Consider the following 12,884-nt stretch of genomic DNA (forward strand, 5'->3'; position numbering starts at 1 on the left):
TTTCAGTATCTTAAATTCATAAGTGTTATATTAGTACTAGAGAAATCAAAAGTCAATAAGAAACCAAAAGTATCTTAAATGGGGTGGAAGGATGACCAAAACCAGACGGCGTGGTTCTGAACTTGAGGATGCCATTTTCAGTGCAGCACTAGATATTATTGATAATGAGGGACTGGAGAATTTAACTTTTCAAAAAGTTGCCGAGGCAGCTCAAACTAGTAAACCGGTGATTTATCGTCGCTGGGATACTCCATTTGAACTTGCTATAAACGCTGCCCAAGATCGAATTCGCAAAAACAACCAAGGGTCACTTAGTGACTATGTGTTGACTGGCGATTCAATCCGAGCAGATCTCATTCAGCTAATGAATCGATTCATGATTAGTGTTAATTTTATTGGTGAAAATTTATTTAGGCGAGTGGTATTTCAACTAAGCTCCGATGAAAGTAGTACGATTCAACGTTATATTACTGACAGCTTAGATATCGACCGGCAAGCGATTGATAATACTTTAGCTAGAGCGAAAAAACGTGGCGAACTTGTCAAAGATAATCTAACTGATGATACTAAGTACTTACCGTTTGAACTAATTCGGTACCATATCATGGTCCAAGATGAAGTTAATGATGAACTTATTACATCCCTTGTTGATAATATTTTGTTGCCATTGTATTTAGAGTAAAAAATTGCTACCCAATCTCGCTTTTGAGGCCAGGGAGCTTTTTATTTTTTGATCGGAATTTTCGACGACTTAGTATCCACAGAATTTGGAGCTAATTCTGTCGAAGTCGGGGTGGCTGGAACCATTGAATTGACAACCTTACCTACCAACAACATTACTGATACCTTTAGTAACGTGAATGGTAAAGTGAATTGGTAATCCCAATCAATTAAAGTCAAAAAGGCTAGCCTCCTTCGAGGTTAGCCTTTTTGCTTCATCATATTGCTAACAATTAAACATTATCTATTTATGTTCCGTTTACCGATTAAAAAGTGAGATTTAATTCAAAATATTATTTTTATAGGAATACCGTTACAATGCTACCAGCAACGATTAACACCAATCCTGACAAGGTTAGAATTAATTCTCGTCGAGTCTTATGTTCATGCAAGACAACTAGGCCACCTAATGTAGCAACCACCACATTTAGTTGCGTAATAATATAAGCTGTAGCCACCCCGTTAGCTTTAGCTGAGTAAATGTAAGCTAAGGCCGAGATACTAAATGTTAAACCAATAATCATTGATAGCCAACTAGTTCTTGCTTTCACAGCCTTAGGATCTGTAATCAAAACGTAAATCACAGCTCCTAAAAATACACCAATCATTTCTGGCAAGAACATCGATAATCCTGATGCACTAAGAGTTTTAGGTAGTGCACTATAAATCCAGTAACCAATACTAGTTGGCACTAAAATTGCCAATCCACGGTAAAGTCCATCAGACCGGTTACCACCCTCAGTATATGAGGTTAATACTGATCCAATCACGATTAAGGCGATGGCAGCAAATCCGCCAACTTTACTAATTACCCCGCTCCATTCACCGAAGAAAATAACCCCGATTAATGAAGTACCAATCAACTGTAAGCCAGTTGTTAGTGGCATCGTCTGGGAAACCCCTAAAATGGGTAACACTTTGTATTGACCAACTTGACCAAGCACCCAAGCCATCCCAGCTAACATACTAATTGCAAACGCTTGCCAAGATAACGAACTTGGCGACGTAAACATCTGAACAAGAATTCCAACTATCAGAGCTCCCACTCCAGTTCCTAAAATCTGGTTAGTTGGTTTACCACCAATCTTACCTAGAATTACTGGTTGGACACCCCAACCTAATGCTGGAATTAACGCAATTAAAATCCCCATTTTTATCCCATCCCATTCTTAAACTTTAACTAACTTTAGTATGTACCACATGGAAACGCTTAATATAACAACTTCATCATCAACCATTTCAGTCTGCATGATATAACTAAATTCATATAATATAGTTAAACTGATGACTCATTGATTTATAATTTGAACCACCATATTAAGAATTGTACTCGCTTTCATTAGATTTGTCATAAAAATCCAATGATTATTTTTTCAAATATAACTAAAAAAACATCCAGTCTAGATTGAATTTTAGACTGGATGTTTCTATAAATTATCATGCATAATACACAAAATTTCTCGACTAATCAGCATTATTTTGCTGCATATATAATATTTGATCATTGGCAATCTCATCAAATACTTTATCCCCTTGATCTCATTTCTTTGAAATCAGGAGATTTTATTGATAGTTAATAGTATTTAGTTATTCAGTATCATTATTATTTTTTATAGATTTAATACTTTTCACTGAATCCCATTTATGCTTTTTTAAGATAATCAGACGAGCAATTGGTTGGGCAATACAAGCCTCTACTAGAAACGCAACCGTAAAATTACGTGGCCATTTATAAAAAAAATTGCTCAATGGGTTGCCAAGAAACAGCTCTCATGCCGATCCAGCTTCCAATAACTGTCAGGAAAATCGACATCATCATTACATTTACAAGGCAATTAATAATCATGTGTGCATTAAAACTATCTTCCTTGGAAATTAACTGCCTGGTTAACTTTGAGGCAGGTATATACGTCAATAAAACCAGTAAAACAACCGCTATCCAAATAAATGGTAATACTTCTAAAGTATGCTTCCAGGTGTCTAAACTAAAACCCATTTCCAAACCAGAAATTATTGGGGCAATAATGTTAACTGATAAAATCGATACGACGAATAAAAATAAGCTAAATTCCCTTCCATTACGTGGTAACTTCATATAAAAATCCAAAATCTTATCCTCTTTCTTCGTCTTTGCGCAAAAAAGCGCAAAGACACTATTGTGTGCTTTACGCTGATCAATTATACGCAGTAAATACTTTATGAGTATATCATCTATTTTTTTAAAAAGTCAACGAATGTTTTAATATGATAATGGAATCAATCATCCCAAAACTAACACTATTATACCAACTACTCGGTATCGTTAAACCACTATTAATTGACTGTAAAATCATTATTCCATCAACGCATTGAAAGTTGTCATTTGGAGCGTACCTATATCATTTGTAGAGGCTGATTTAACAAATGACAATCATTGGGATGCAGTTATGCAAGATACAGATTACGTCATGAGTGTGGCCTCATCAACTCCAACCAGTGAATTTATTGACCCCGATGCAATGACAACTACAGCAATTAATGGCAATATTCGGGTTCTAACCCATGCACGGGATGCTGGTGTAAAGCGTGTTGTCTTAACATCCGCCTATGGCGCGATTGGCATGGGCCACACTGATCGAACGAAACCATTCACAGAAAAAGGTTGGACGAATTGGACAATCAAAATCTCGATCCATATCAACGCTCAAAAACATTAGCTGAAAAGGCCGCTTGGAAATTTATTAAAACTGAAGGAAGTGGTATGGAAATGACTGCCATTAATCCAGTTGGAGTGATGGGGCCTGTTCTTGCAAGTGACTTTTCCCACTCTAATCAACAAATTGTGCAACTATTAACTGGCAAAGTTCCAGCCGTTCCAAATATCAATTCCGGCTACATTGATGTCCGCGATGTTGCCAGTCTTCATATTTTAGCTATGACAAGTCCCAAAGCAAATGGAGAACGTTTCTTAACCACTACTGGAGAAACCCTGTCTATGCTTGATGTCGTAAATATTCTTCGCAAAGCTTTCCCCAATTTACTAATGAAATCCCAACCACTGTAATCCCTGATGAAATATTGAAAGCTCAAGTCAAAATAACCCAATGCTTAGAATGACCGCTACTCTAGTTGGTAATTTTGCTGACACTAGTAATGAAAAAGCTAAAACCTTATTAGGATGGCGTCCTCGGTCAGCTAACGAAGCCATCATTGCAACCGCCCAATCCATGATTGATTTGGGAATTGTTACTGATAAATAGCTATAAAGACTAACTATCAGAAAATCAAGTTAACAATAAAAGCCCTGATCTCGACTAACGAGGTCAGGGCTTTCTATTTATTGAGAGTAACCGTAATTTAATTATAACAGACTTGTCTCTCTTATTTCGTATATGGAACGATTTCATCGGCTCCGAAGTAAATTTGCTGATCCGCACCAATCCGAACTAAATATCGATCCCGTTTAACATCATAGAAAATTACAACACCCATCACGCCTTGCCAAGGTTTCTGTGGCAATTTCACCATATCCCCAGCCTTAAATGATTGCATTATGCTTCCTCCAATTTGTCTTTTACATTAAGAATAGTCACTCAGAGAATATCCTGTCAATGGATTCAATCACCTCAATTTTTTAGCTTTAATTAGAATGAAAGCCATTCATGAATTTACATAGCTATGAAAACAAATTTGACAATCATGAAAATCAGATTTACACTAATCTTCGTCAAATATGTGCAAACGCACATAAAAAGGAGCTGATTTAAATGGAATCCAACTCTAATCAAGATCGAGTTCAAGGCATTAGCATCCTCAGCCGAATTATTCAAAATGATTTAAAACGAAACGTTAAGCCATATGGATTGAACGAAAATAATTATTTTTTCATTTTTTTCATTTATGATCATCCGGGCACTTCCCAAGATGAGCTAACGCGAATCATGTTTTTAGATCATAGTACTATCACGCGCGCTGTCGCTAAATTAATCAAGCTAGGATACTTGGAACGTCGACCTGATGAGCAGGACAAACGAGTTAGCCGACTTTATCTTACTTCAGAGGGGGAGGCATTAAGAAAACCACTGATTGAATTAACCAAGCATGCTGAAAAATTAGCGTTTGGTAATTTAACGGATGAAGAACGGAATATTATTCAACCATTATTATTAAAATCTGCTTTATCACATGAACAGGAGAAAGAAAAAAATGGAACAAAATACGACTAAAATGGCTCCCCGTGATATCCTATCTATCGCGGCTGCAGCTTTAATGGCATTCATTGGGGTATTAATTGAAACTTCAATGAATGTTACTTTTCCCACTTTAACCAAACAATTTAATGTTGGTTTAAGTACTATTCAATGGTTAACCACTGGTTACTTATTGATGGTATCTTTGGTAATTGTTTGTTCGTCTTATATTAAAGGCCGCTTTAAAGAACGAAATATTTTTATGGCCGGCGCTATCTTTGCAATTATTGGCGATTTAATTTGTGCCCTAGCCGGTAACTTTCCAATCTTACTTTTAGGTCGCATTATTCAAGCGATTGGAACCGGAATTTCTTTACCACTACTATTCAATATCATTTTAGAACGGGCCCCAGTTGCTAAACGAGGAATTTATATGGGCCTTGGTGGCCTAACGGTTTCCCTGGCTCCTGCCCTTGGTCCTACATTTGGTGGGATCGTCGTTTACTTCTTAAGTTGGCGGGAAATTTTCTGGATTGTCCTGCCCCTAATGATCATTGGCTTAGTCATGGGCTTATCAATTGAACAAATTACCCCATTAAGAAAAGAACAATTTGATTGGCTTCGATTATTCTTACTGGCCATCATTTTTATGAGTTTGACGCTCGGATTTAATACCGTTAGTGAGTTTGGCTGGATCAACGGTCAATTCGGAATTGCCTTAGTTATCATGGTCATTTCCTTATGGGCATTCATTTACGTATCTAACCACAGCAAACGGGTCCTAGTTAATATTGATATTTTCAAGAATCCTGTCTTTTCAATGGCGTTACTCGCATACGTGTTCATTCAATTTACTAACATCGGGATTAACTTTGTCTTACCAAACTACAGTCAAATTGCTGATCATTCAACTTCTTTGATTGCCGGACTAATCATGCTCCCCGGTAGTTTAATTGGTGGCTTATTAAATCCACTTTGGGGTCAAATGTATGATTCACTAGGCGCAAAGCGGCCAATTACCATTGGTAATGCAGTCTACTTTTTAGCAATCATCTTATTTGCTGCCTTTAGTTTCCATTTATCTGCAATCATGATTTTAATTTACTACATCCTATTTGCAATCGGAATGACCATGTCATTCAATAATACGATGACTTATACCTTAACAATTGTAGGTCCAGAAAAAGAAGCCGATGCAAATGCGATTTTTAATACCATGCAACAATTCGCTGGCTCAATTGGAACTGCAATTGCTTCCAGCTTCCTAGCATCCGGAACTGGCTCAAACGCTGCGACAGTTATGCAATCAGGTACTCAACATACTTTCATATTCGTTGGCATCCTAATTTTAATTAACTTTGTCTTTGTTCCATTTTGTTTTCAAAATTGGTAATAAACAGATGTCGATTTAATATAGATAATAAAAACGCCTGACTTCATTCATTGAGGTCAGGCGGTTTTAATTGGTGCTTAATAATCTACTGTTAATTACAACCCTGAATTTTGAACATTATAAACTAATGTATCCTACAAGATATTCAGTTTATATCAACCAGTTACTCATGATTTGAAATCCATTGATTTTCAATCTTAGTATCTAACAAATAATTTCGCGTAGTGTGAGCAGTCTTTTTTTGAATAGCTTGTTGTTGATCTACAGACTGACTAAAACCATATCCCACAATTATTGCATGACTTGTATCATCATTAATCATCGCTCTGATTGAATCTGAAGTTGGGCTGCCAAATGGCCCCTCATCATCACTAAGAATCAGCAAATTGCTAAGATCAATCGCTTGTTTTCCAATTCCATGATATGTCTGACCTGAACCACCTATGGTCAACCGCAATTCACCCCTTAACTTATCAACGTCATAACTGCCAAATGGCAAATGATAGCTCAAAGATAAATAGTTATTTAAATCCACCAGTGAATTAACCTGATATAATTCTTGCCCCTTAACTACTCTACGCCACAAGCTATCCGACGAAGGGCGAAAACGTGCTGGATCCTTTCCAAGCGTCTTATAAATTTTTTTGGTAGCTTGAATTACCGAATCATAAGGAAGTTATACTTATTCCCCCGCTTAGATTTCAGTGATTATCTGTAACCATCAGCGGACACTATCCGCTAATTAGCAAATAACGGGAACATCACATTCGAATAATGACGCTTTAAACATTTATTTACACCTCCAAATTTTGAAAAATATAAATATAGCAACAATTATAGTAATTTAGAACCGTCTTTTCAACGTGCTTAATTTTTGTCTTCACTAATCTATATCATAGCTATTTACTATCTTATTCAAAGCAGGCTGGCTAGACACCCTATCGAACTATGCAGATTATGTATTGCATCCATTATTATCCTACTTTCTCTAACAAGATGTATACTATTGATAATTAGATAAGATAATAAGATAAATCACCGACATTTTTATCACTTCTTAATAACGATCTGGGGAGGAATTTAAAATGAATAAACCTATTTCAAACAGTACACCAGCACTTGCTTCGCTTTTTCTTGCGTTCATTGTCGTGGCAGCTAATAGTAATGATCGTCCCCTCTTTAAAGCCGTCGCGTTTATGTTAATAGTTTTAATGCTTATTCTAGCCTTCAAAATCTTCCATAAACGAAAATAATTTATTTAAATTCATCCCTACTTTCCATAGTTATGCCTTTATTATCTTAATATTAATCACTAGGATGTTATCTAATTTCAGATAGCCTGATTGTTTGAATCTGGACTTAATGCTTAGGAGGCATATTAGCATGCTTAAATTTTATTTTTATCTAGTCGTTACCATTATTCTTCTCCTATTAGCTATTAGTAGCTTCATTTCACATAGCTACTGGCAAGGAGCTGGTGAATTATTAGTCAGCGTGATAGGTATGTTCCTAACTTTTGGCACCTACCATGATCAAAAATCGTAAGAACATCACGATTTTAATTACTAATTAACGACAGTCGCTTATTGTAAATCGATTATAATAATACAAAACACCTGACCTTATTGTCTTAAGATCAGGTGTTTTTGGTGTAAGTTAACCAAAGCTTACTATGCACTGCCAATTTTCTGAATTAAACGGTCACCGATTCGCCTGATTGTGCGATCTCAACCACGCCATCAGGTAGTAGACCCGCAAATTTAGTTGGATCCTGTTTAATCATTGGAAATGTATTGTAGTGAATTGGTAAGACATGCTTGGCATTCAACCGCTTTGCGGCACTCGCTGCTTCTTCAGGGCCCATGGTAAAGTTACCACCAATCGGTAAAACAGCTAGCTCAATATCAAATCCCTTACCAAACAACGCCATGTCACCATAATTTGAAGTATCGCCGGCAAAGTATACCGACTTGCCATCAACCGTTAACATAAAGCCACAAGCATCTCCCATATAAACTGGCAGACCATTAATTACTAAACTAGAGCTATGTTGGGCATGCATCATCTTAATTTCGCCAAATGGAAATTGCCACTTACCACCCAGATTCATCGGATGACCTTCAACCGCTCCTTGACTTTCAGCATAATGGACTAACTCTGGCATGCCAATAATTGGTGCGTGATTCCGCCGGCTAACCTCAATCATGTCGCCACTGTGGTCTTGATGCCCGTGCGTCACCAAAATATAGTCGCACTTAACGTCCAATGTTAAATCTGTTTGTGGATTACCAGTGATCCAAGGATCCACCAATAATACTGTGCCATCATCTAAACGGGCCTCTAAACAGGCATGACCATGATAAATAATTTCCATTAATTTTTCCTCCATTTCAGAATTAAATGAGCTGACAAGCATCGCTGTGCAGTTTGAGATTAGGCCTTCTAAACCACTTGTATATGTTCAGCGAATTCACTTTTATAAATAAAACATACCACATCTATCATGTGAGTATTACTAATTAGTCGTACAACTTTAGCCATAAAACATCCCCGATTTCAACTACTTCCGATCAGGGATGTTTTATTAATTATTTTTCACTAATGCCTCGTTCAAAAATTTCCATATAGCCTTCAGCATGCTGGATAATTTCCGTCATATGACTTAAATCACCATTGGGATGTCTTTTCATATATGCTTTAGTCTCTTCACCAATCTGAAGCATGATAGCATTAAACATACCTTGAACTAATTCCGTATCCACATCATTGCGAATATTAAGTCGTTCCAAAACGGGACCACTAAGCTCCATTGCCCTATTTAAATCAACTCCAACGATTTGATGAACCACTTCTCGGTCCTCATCGTTAAAGTCATTTACATCACTATAGGCATCAAGGAGCAGTTTAAATTCATTGGGGAACTTAATTTGGAGTTGCATTTTATATTTGGTGGCCCGGATAATCATTTCCGTCAAATCTTTGGAATCTTTCCAAACTGAAAGATCGGCGAAATCCATAATATTGGTCACGGCAAACTGGAGAGTACTTTTATATAAGCCAAACTTACTGTCATAATATCTAAAGATGATGCCTTTGGAAACTTCTGCCATCTCGGCAATTTGATCCACTTTGGTCCTTTGGTAACGATTATCTGCAAAAACTTTAAGCGAGCTATTTAAAATCCGCGCGACTTTTTCCGGATCTTTAGGTACTGGTTTGGTTGATTCCATATTCTAACCCCTTAACTTAAATCTCGCCGTTGGTAACTCAAAATCCCAAGCATAATCACCCCAACGGTTATCATCATTAATACACTGAAGTAACCATAGTTAACCGCATTCACTGGCACTCGATCAGCCCAGCCGAAGGCACTAAAGCTCTTAGCCCAATCTGGTAATTTTAACAGACTTCCCAAATACATAGAATAGATCCCATAGAAAACATAGGCCCACGATATCAGGACGACTTTAGGCCACACACCAATTAAAAATGCTGAAATGGCGACAGCCGTCAGGATGGCCGGGTTGTATGCAATAAACACGTTTAAATAAACTTGAAAAGCTAATTTTCCATGAGTTAGCACTGAATTACCAGCAACATACAGTCCCATTAGGGATGCCAAAAAGCTTAGTTCACCTGCCATAACTGCTGTGATTAAATAGCTCACAAAAACATGAATTCTAGAAACTCTCTTGGCAAAAACATTTTCAAGATAACCCTTAGTTTGGTCTCTTTTAAGACTATTCATCACCTGTATCGCCGGGATTGCCGCCAGACCAACACACACAATTGCAATTACCGCAACAAAGTTAAGCAAGATTTGATGATTGGCTGTATTAACGACTGCTTTGCCAAATACGGTTTGCATCGTTGGATTAGTTTTTAAAATATCACCAATCGTATTAAAAATTGATCCATAGGTGGTTCCCAAGATAAATAATCCTACCGTCCAAACAATCATACTGGTTCGATGAAGTCTTATCACCAGACTGATTGGTCCGCGCAAAAAACGACCTGCCTTTGCCTTACCTGGTCGTGTAGCAAACAATCCAGCACCGATGTCTCGATGTTGGCTGGTAAATAAAACTAGCAGCCAAACTGCCAAACTTAAGATAGTTAGTATGAATACTGGATACCAATCATTTTCGTGAAAGGCCGAAATTTTTTCAATGATGCCAAAAGGATTAATCCACGTAGCTGCTGGATGCTTTAAATCAGTATACATTCGCAAGATATAAGACAATCCGAAAATTCCATAACTAATTGTAGTAGCATCTCGTGCGTTATCTGCAATCTGGGCGCTAAACAGCGCTACCATGCCGAAGAACCATCCGACTGCCGCCAACACCATGCCTAACAGCCAAGCGCCATTCGCATCAACACCAGGCATTCCACTAAGTTGAATGCCCAGCCCGAACAAGCAGCCAACTACAATATTGATTAGTATGAGTTCAACGGAAATGGCCATAATGTTTGCCATTCGACCAATTGAATGGGCAACTAACAATTCGGTTAAACCACTGTCTTCTTCGCCTCGAGAGCCTCGAATCGCAAAGTAAATATTCATAATAACCATCATCAACGCCATGAAGATAATCATTTCAGTTCCAAACACATCAGCACTACGATGCATCGGCGTATTAAAATTACCAAATAAAGCAACCATTGCCGGCGATTTCAAAGTATTTTCAATCGCGGCGATTGAGCTTGACGTGCCATAAATATCTTCAAACTTATAGGCGACCGCCGCCATCAATCCTGCCAAGCAGATCACCCAAGTAATTAGACTCCACCGATCCCGCCAAATTCCAAATCTGGTTAAAAATCCAGTCTTATCAAAGTTATTGCTCATGATCACTCACCTCTGATCCGGTTTGATCAGAACTTTGTTTGTAATATCGTAAGAACAGGTCTTCCAAAGTGGGTGGCGTGCTTTGCAACGCCACAATCCCTTTGGTGGTTAAATACTGCATAATCTTCTCAATGTTTTCAGAATCAACTGCAAAGGTCACTTTATTAGCAATTTGCTGACTGGAATCAATATTATGCACGGCCGAATTTTGGGATAACTCATCAGTGGGTTCCTTAGTGGTAACCGTAATCTGTGTTCGAGTTAAATGTCTCATCTCATCCAACGTTCCAGTTTCAATAATTTCCCCATCTCGAATAATCCCAATTCGATCACACATCCGTTCAACCTCTGACAGAATATGACTGGAAAGTAAAATACTCTTCCCCGCTTGTTTTAACTGCAAGACTTCTTGTTGAAAAATCTCTTCCATCAATGGATCCAGTCCAGAAGTCGGTTCATCGAAGATGTATAAATCTGCGTCAGTTGAGAATGCGGCCACTAAAGCAACCTTTTGCCGATTCCCCTTTGAATAAGTCCGCACTTTTTTAGTGACGTCTAACGCGAACTTATCGATTAAATCATCGGTCCGCTGAGTATGCTGGTTGTCATTCATTTCAAAAACAAATCAATGATTTCACCACCAGTTAGGTTGGGCCATAGATAAACATCACCTGGTACGTAAGCGATTCGTTTATGAATCGAAACTCGGTCGGTCCAGACATCTTCACCAAAGATAGTTGCTTCACCAGCCGTGCGTTTTAGAATTCCTAATAAAGTTCGAATGGTAGTAGATTTTCCAGCACCATTAGGGCCGATGAATCCAAATACCTCGCCTTGGTTAACATCAAACGTAACATTTTTTAAAGCCTTGAATTTTCCAAATGTCTTTTGTAAATGATCTAGATGTAGAACCACATTATTTGTTGTCATAATATCGCCTCCCTTGATTTCACCTAGATTATATTTCGCATTGACCCGCAAGTCAATGACTAGCCAGTCAATAACCAAGTGAAACCCAAATATTTTGAATAAGCTTCAGATATGCTAATCGGTTATAAACACACCTGATCATTGCTAACTGAAGGTTCAGTTTAAAAGATATTCATGGCTTTACTTCAAATAATTAATCCATATTTGCTATAGTTAGTTAATTAATCAATAAAACTATTTATGCACTAAAATAAATTAATCTATACAGGTGGTTAACTTGAATGAATACTCGGGATAATATTATTAGCACCTTCAAACATCTATCTGAAGAAGTTGGCTTTGAACAAGTTAGAATCAGTAAAATATGCACCTTACTACATATTGAAAGAAAGCTATTTTACTACTACTTTAGCGATAAATATGAATTATTAACAACCATTTACTTAGACGATATTAATCGATATTTTAACTTGGCAGTAACTAATAAAACTAACTGGCAATCAAATGCCTTAAAATTATTAAGCTCATATCGCCAATCAGGAAAATTTTATCATGCAACAGTCTTGACGGATCATGGTACCTGGAAAAGCGTATTCGGTGAACATATGGAGAAATTATTCACCGAATTATTTATCGAATTATCTGCCGAAATAACTGACAAAATCGAATTTTATGCACAATTCTTTGCTAATGGTTGGGTTGGCCTAGTATTCCAATGGATCAAGCATTACTTCTCCCCAACTGAAACTAAACTTGTTGATAATTTCAACGGTCTAATCAATTTCACGCAAAAGTATATTGATAATTGGTAAGCTTACCC

17 protein-coding genes and 1 pseudogene are annotated in these 12,884 nt (G+C 37.4%); 10 read left to right on the plus strand and 8 right to left on the minus strand.

All coding sequences use genetic code 11. The features are described from left to right. Positions 1-91: 91 nt before the first annotated feature. The gene (locus NBRC111893_RS00145; protein ID WP_125007529.1) at positions 92-682 is read left to right on the plus strand and encodes a TetR/AcrR family transcriptional regulator; all 591 of its coding nucleotides are present in this window, start codon (positions 92-94) and stop codon (positions 680-682) included. 48 nt (positions 683-730) lie between these two features. Continuing rightward, complete coding sequence (locus NBRC111893_RS10585) at positions 731-880, plus strand: hypothetical protein (protein ID WP_160114407.1); 150 nt, start codon at positions 731-733, stop codon at positions 878-880. 139 nt (positions 881-1,019) lie between these two features. Here the strand turns inward: NBRC111893_RS10585 and NBRC111893_RS00150 are convergent, their stop codons facing one another. Together NBRC111893_RS00150 and NBRC111893_RS00155 are read right to left on the minus strand one after the other, a co-directional pair. Continuing rightward, positions 1,020-1,871 (minus strand): GRP family sugar transporter, encoded by an 852-nt coding sequence (locus tag NBRC111893_RS00150; protein WP_125007530.1) that lies wholly within the window; start codon positions 1,869-1,871, stop codon positions 1,020-1,022. 578 nt (positions 1,872-2,449) lie between these two features. Then, positions 2,450-2,827, minus strand: a complete 378-nt coding sequence (locus tag NBRC111893_RS00155) for a hypothetical protein (protein WP_225417439.1) — start codon at positions 2,825-2,827, stop codon at positions 2,450-2,452. Positions 2,828-3,068: 241 nt separating this feature from the next. On the opposite strand from NBRC111893_RS00155, the gene NBRC111893_RS11740 reads away from it, so the two are divergent. From NBRC111893_RS11740 to NBRC111893_RS10850, 3 genes are read left to right on the plus strand one after another with little or no spacing between them, the layout of a single operon-like run. Beyond that, complete coding sequence (locus NBRC111893_RS11740; protein WP_261341413.1) at positions 3,069-3,416, plus strand: NAD-dependent epimerase/dehydratase family protein; 348 nt, start codon at positions 3,069-3,071, stop codon at positions 3,414-3,416. Beyond that, positions 3,371-3,763, plus strand: a complete 393-nt coding sequence (locus NBRC111893_RS11745; RefSeq protein WP_261341414.1) for a Rossmann-fold NAD(P)-binding domain-containing protein — start codon at positions 3,371-3,373, stop codon at positions 3,761-3,763. Before NBRC111893_RS11740 ends, NBRC111893_RS11745 begins: the two co-directional genes overlap by 46 nt. A 49-nt stretch (positions 3,764-3,812) precedes the next feature. Beyond that, a complete protein-coding gene (locus NBRC111893_RS10850; RefSeq protein ID WP_225417440.1) occupies positions 3,813-3,959 on the plus strand; it encodes a hypothetical protein in 147 nt (48 codons plus the stop codon). A 121-nt stretch (positions 3,960-4,080) separates the two neighbouring features. Here the strand turns inward: NBRC111893_RS10850 and NBRC111893_RS10590 are convergent, their stop codons facing one another. Next, positions 4,081-4,251 (minus strand): hypothetical protein, encoded by a 171-nt coding sequence (locus NBRC111893_RS10590; protein WP_160114408.1) that lies wholly within the window; start codon positions 4,249-4,251, stop codon positions 4,081-4,083. Positions 4,252-4,466: 215 nt separating this feature from the next. Between NBRC111893_RS10590 and NBRC111893_RS00165 the strand changes: the two genes are divergently transcribed. Beyond that, positions 4,467-4,925, plus strand: coding sequence for a MarR family winged helix-turn-helix transcriptional regulator (locus NBRC111893_RS00165; RefSeq protein WP_125007531.1), 459 nt, complete (start codon positions 4,467-4,469; stop codon positions 4,923-4,925). Then, on the plus strand, positions 4,906-6,282 hold the full coding sequence (locus NBRC111893_RS00170) for a DHA2 family efflux MFS transporter permease subunit (RefSeq protein WP_225417441.1): 1,377 nt from the start codon (positions 4,906-4,908) through the stop codon (positions 6,280-6,282). Before NBRC111893_RS00165 ends, NBRC111893_RS00170 begins: the two co-directional genes overlap by 20 nt. A gap of 163 nt (positions 6,283-6,445) precedes the next feature. Here NBRC111893_RS00170 and NBRC111893_RS00175 read toward each other — a convergent pair whose 3' ends face one another. Continuing rightward, positions 6,446-6,940 (minus strand): B3/B4 domain-containing protein, encoded by a 495-nt coding sequence (locus NBRC111893_RS00175; RefSeq protein ID WP_125007532.1) that lies wholly within the window; start codon positions 6,938-6,940, stop codon positions 6,446-6,448. A gap of 427 nt (positions 6,941-7,367) precedes the next feature. On the opposite strand from NBRC111893_RS00175, the gene NBRC111893_RS10595 reads away from it, so the two are divergent. Further along, positions 7,368-7,535, plus strand: coding sequence for a hypothetical protein (locus NBRC111893_RS10595; protein WP_160114409.1), 168 nt, complete (start codon positions 7,368-7,370; stop codon positions 7,533-7,535). A 130-nt stretch (positions 7,536-7,665) separates the two neighbouring features. After that, a complete protein-coding gene (locus tag NBRC111893_RS10600; RefSeq protein WP_160114410.1) occupies positions 7,666-7,827 on the plus strand; it encodes a hypothetical protein in 162 nt (53 codons plus the stop codon). A gap of 148 nt (positions 7,828-7,975) precedes the next feature. On the opposite strand, the gene NBRC111893_RS00180 is transcribed toward NBRC111893_RS10600, so the two are convergent. The 4 genes and pseudogenes from NBRC111893_RS00180 to NBRC111893_RS00195 form a co-directional block, all read right to left on the minus strand. After that, on the minus strand, positions 7,976-8,656 hold the full coding sequence (locus NBRC111893_RS00180; protein WP_125007533.1) for a metal-dependent hydrolase: 681 nt from the start codon (positions 8,654-8,656) through the stop codon (positions 7,976-7,978). Positions 8,657-8,870: 214 nt separating this feature from the next. Next, positions 8,871-9,512, minus strand: coding sequence for a TetR/AcrR family transcriptional regulator (locus tag NBRC111893_RS00185; RefSeq protein WP_125007534.1), 642 nt, complete (start codon positions 9,510-9,512; stop codon positions 8,871-8,873). An 11-nt stretch (positions 9,513-9,523) separates the two neighbouring features. Next, positions 9,524-11,134: an ABC transporter permease gene (locus NBRC111893_RS00190; protein WP_125007535.1), complete on the minus strand. Its 1,611-nt coding sequence runs from the start codon at positions 11,132-11,134 to the stop codon at positions 9,524-9,526. Beyond that, positions 11,124-12,064 (minus strand): annotated as a pseudogene (locus NBRC111893_RS00195) (ABC transporter ATP-binding protein). Before NBRC111893_RS00195 ends, NBRC111893_RS00190 begins: the two are co-directional and overlap by 11 nt. A 281-nt stretch (positions 12,065-12,345) precedes the next feature. Between NBRC111893_RS00195 and NBRC111893_RS00200 the strand changes: the two are divergent. Next, positions 12,346-12,876: a TetR/AcrR family transcriptional regulator C-terminal domain-containing protein gene (locus NBRC111893_RS00200; RefSeq protein ID WP_125007536.1), complete on the plus strand. Its 531-nt coding sequence runs from the start codon at positions 12,346-12,348 to the stop codon at positions 12,874-12,876. The last annotated feature ends 8 nt before the right edge of the window (positions 12,877-12,884 follow it).

Source organism: Lentilactobacillus kosonis (assembly GCF_003864335.1).
GTDB classification, from domain to species: Bacteria; Bacillota; Bacilli; order Lactobacillales; family Lactobacillaceae; genus Lentilactobacillus; species Lentilactobacillus kosonis.

Coding starts and splice junctions, on each gene's coding strand:
- NBRC111893_RS00145 (WP_125007529.1), top strand. CDS start 92: ATGACCAAAACCAGACGGCGTGGTTCTGAACTTGAGGATGCCATTTTC.
- NBRC111893_RS00150 (WP_125007530.1), bottom strand. CDS start 1,871: ATGGGGATTTTAATTGCGTTAATTCCAGCATTAGGTTGGGGTGTCCAA.
- NBRC111893_RS10850 (WP_225417440.1), top strand. CDS start 3,813: ATGACCGCTACTCTAGTTGGTAATTTTGCTGACACTAGTAATGAAAAA.
- NBRC111893_RS10590 (WP_160114408.1), bottom strand. CDS start 4,251: ATGCAATCATTTAAGGCTGGGGATATGGTGAAATTGCCACAGAAACCT.
- NBRC111893_RS00165 (WP_125007531.1), top strand. CDS start 4,467: ATGGAATCCAACTCTAATCAAGATCGAGTTCAAGGCATTAGCATCCTC.
- NBRC111893_RS00170 (WP_225417441.1), top strand. CDS start 4,906: ATGGAACAAAATACGACTAAAATGGCTCCCCGTGATATCCTATCTATC.
- NBRC111893_RS10595 (WP_160114409.1), top strand. CDS start 7,368: ATGAATAAACCTATTTCAAACAGTACACCAGCACTTGCTTCGCTTTTT.
- NBRC111893_RS10600 (WP_160114410.1), top strand. CDS start 7,666: ATGCTTAAATTTTATTTTTATCTAGTCGTTACCATTATTCTTCTCCTA.
- NBRC111893_RS00180 (WP_125007533.1), bottom strand. CDS start 8,656: ATGGAAATTATTTATCATGGTCATGCCTGTTTAGAGGCCCGTTTAGAT.
- NBRC111893_RS00185 (WP_125007534.1), bottom strand. CDS start 9,512: ATGGAATCAACCAAACCAGTACCTAAAGATCCGGAAAAAGTCGCGCGG.
- NBRC111893_RS00190 (WP_125007535.1), bottom strand. CDS start 11,134: ATGAGCAATAACTTTGATAAGACTGGATTTTTAACCAGATTTGGAATT.
- NBRC111893_RS00200 (WP_125007536.1), top strand. CDS start 12,346: ATGAATACTCGGGATAATATTATTAGCACCTTCAAACATCTATCTGAA.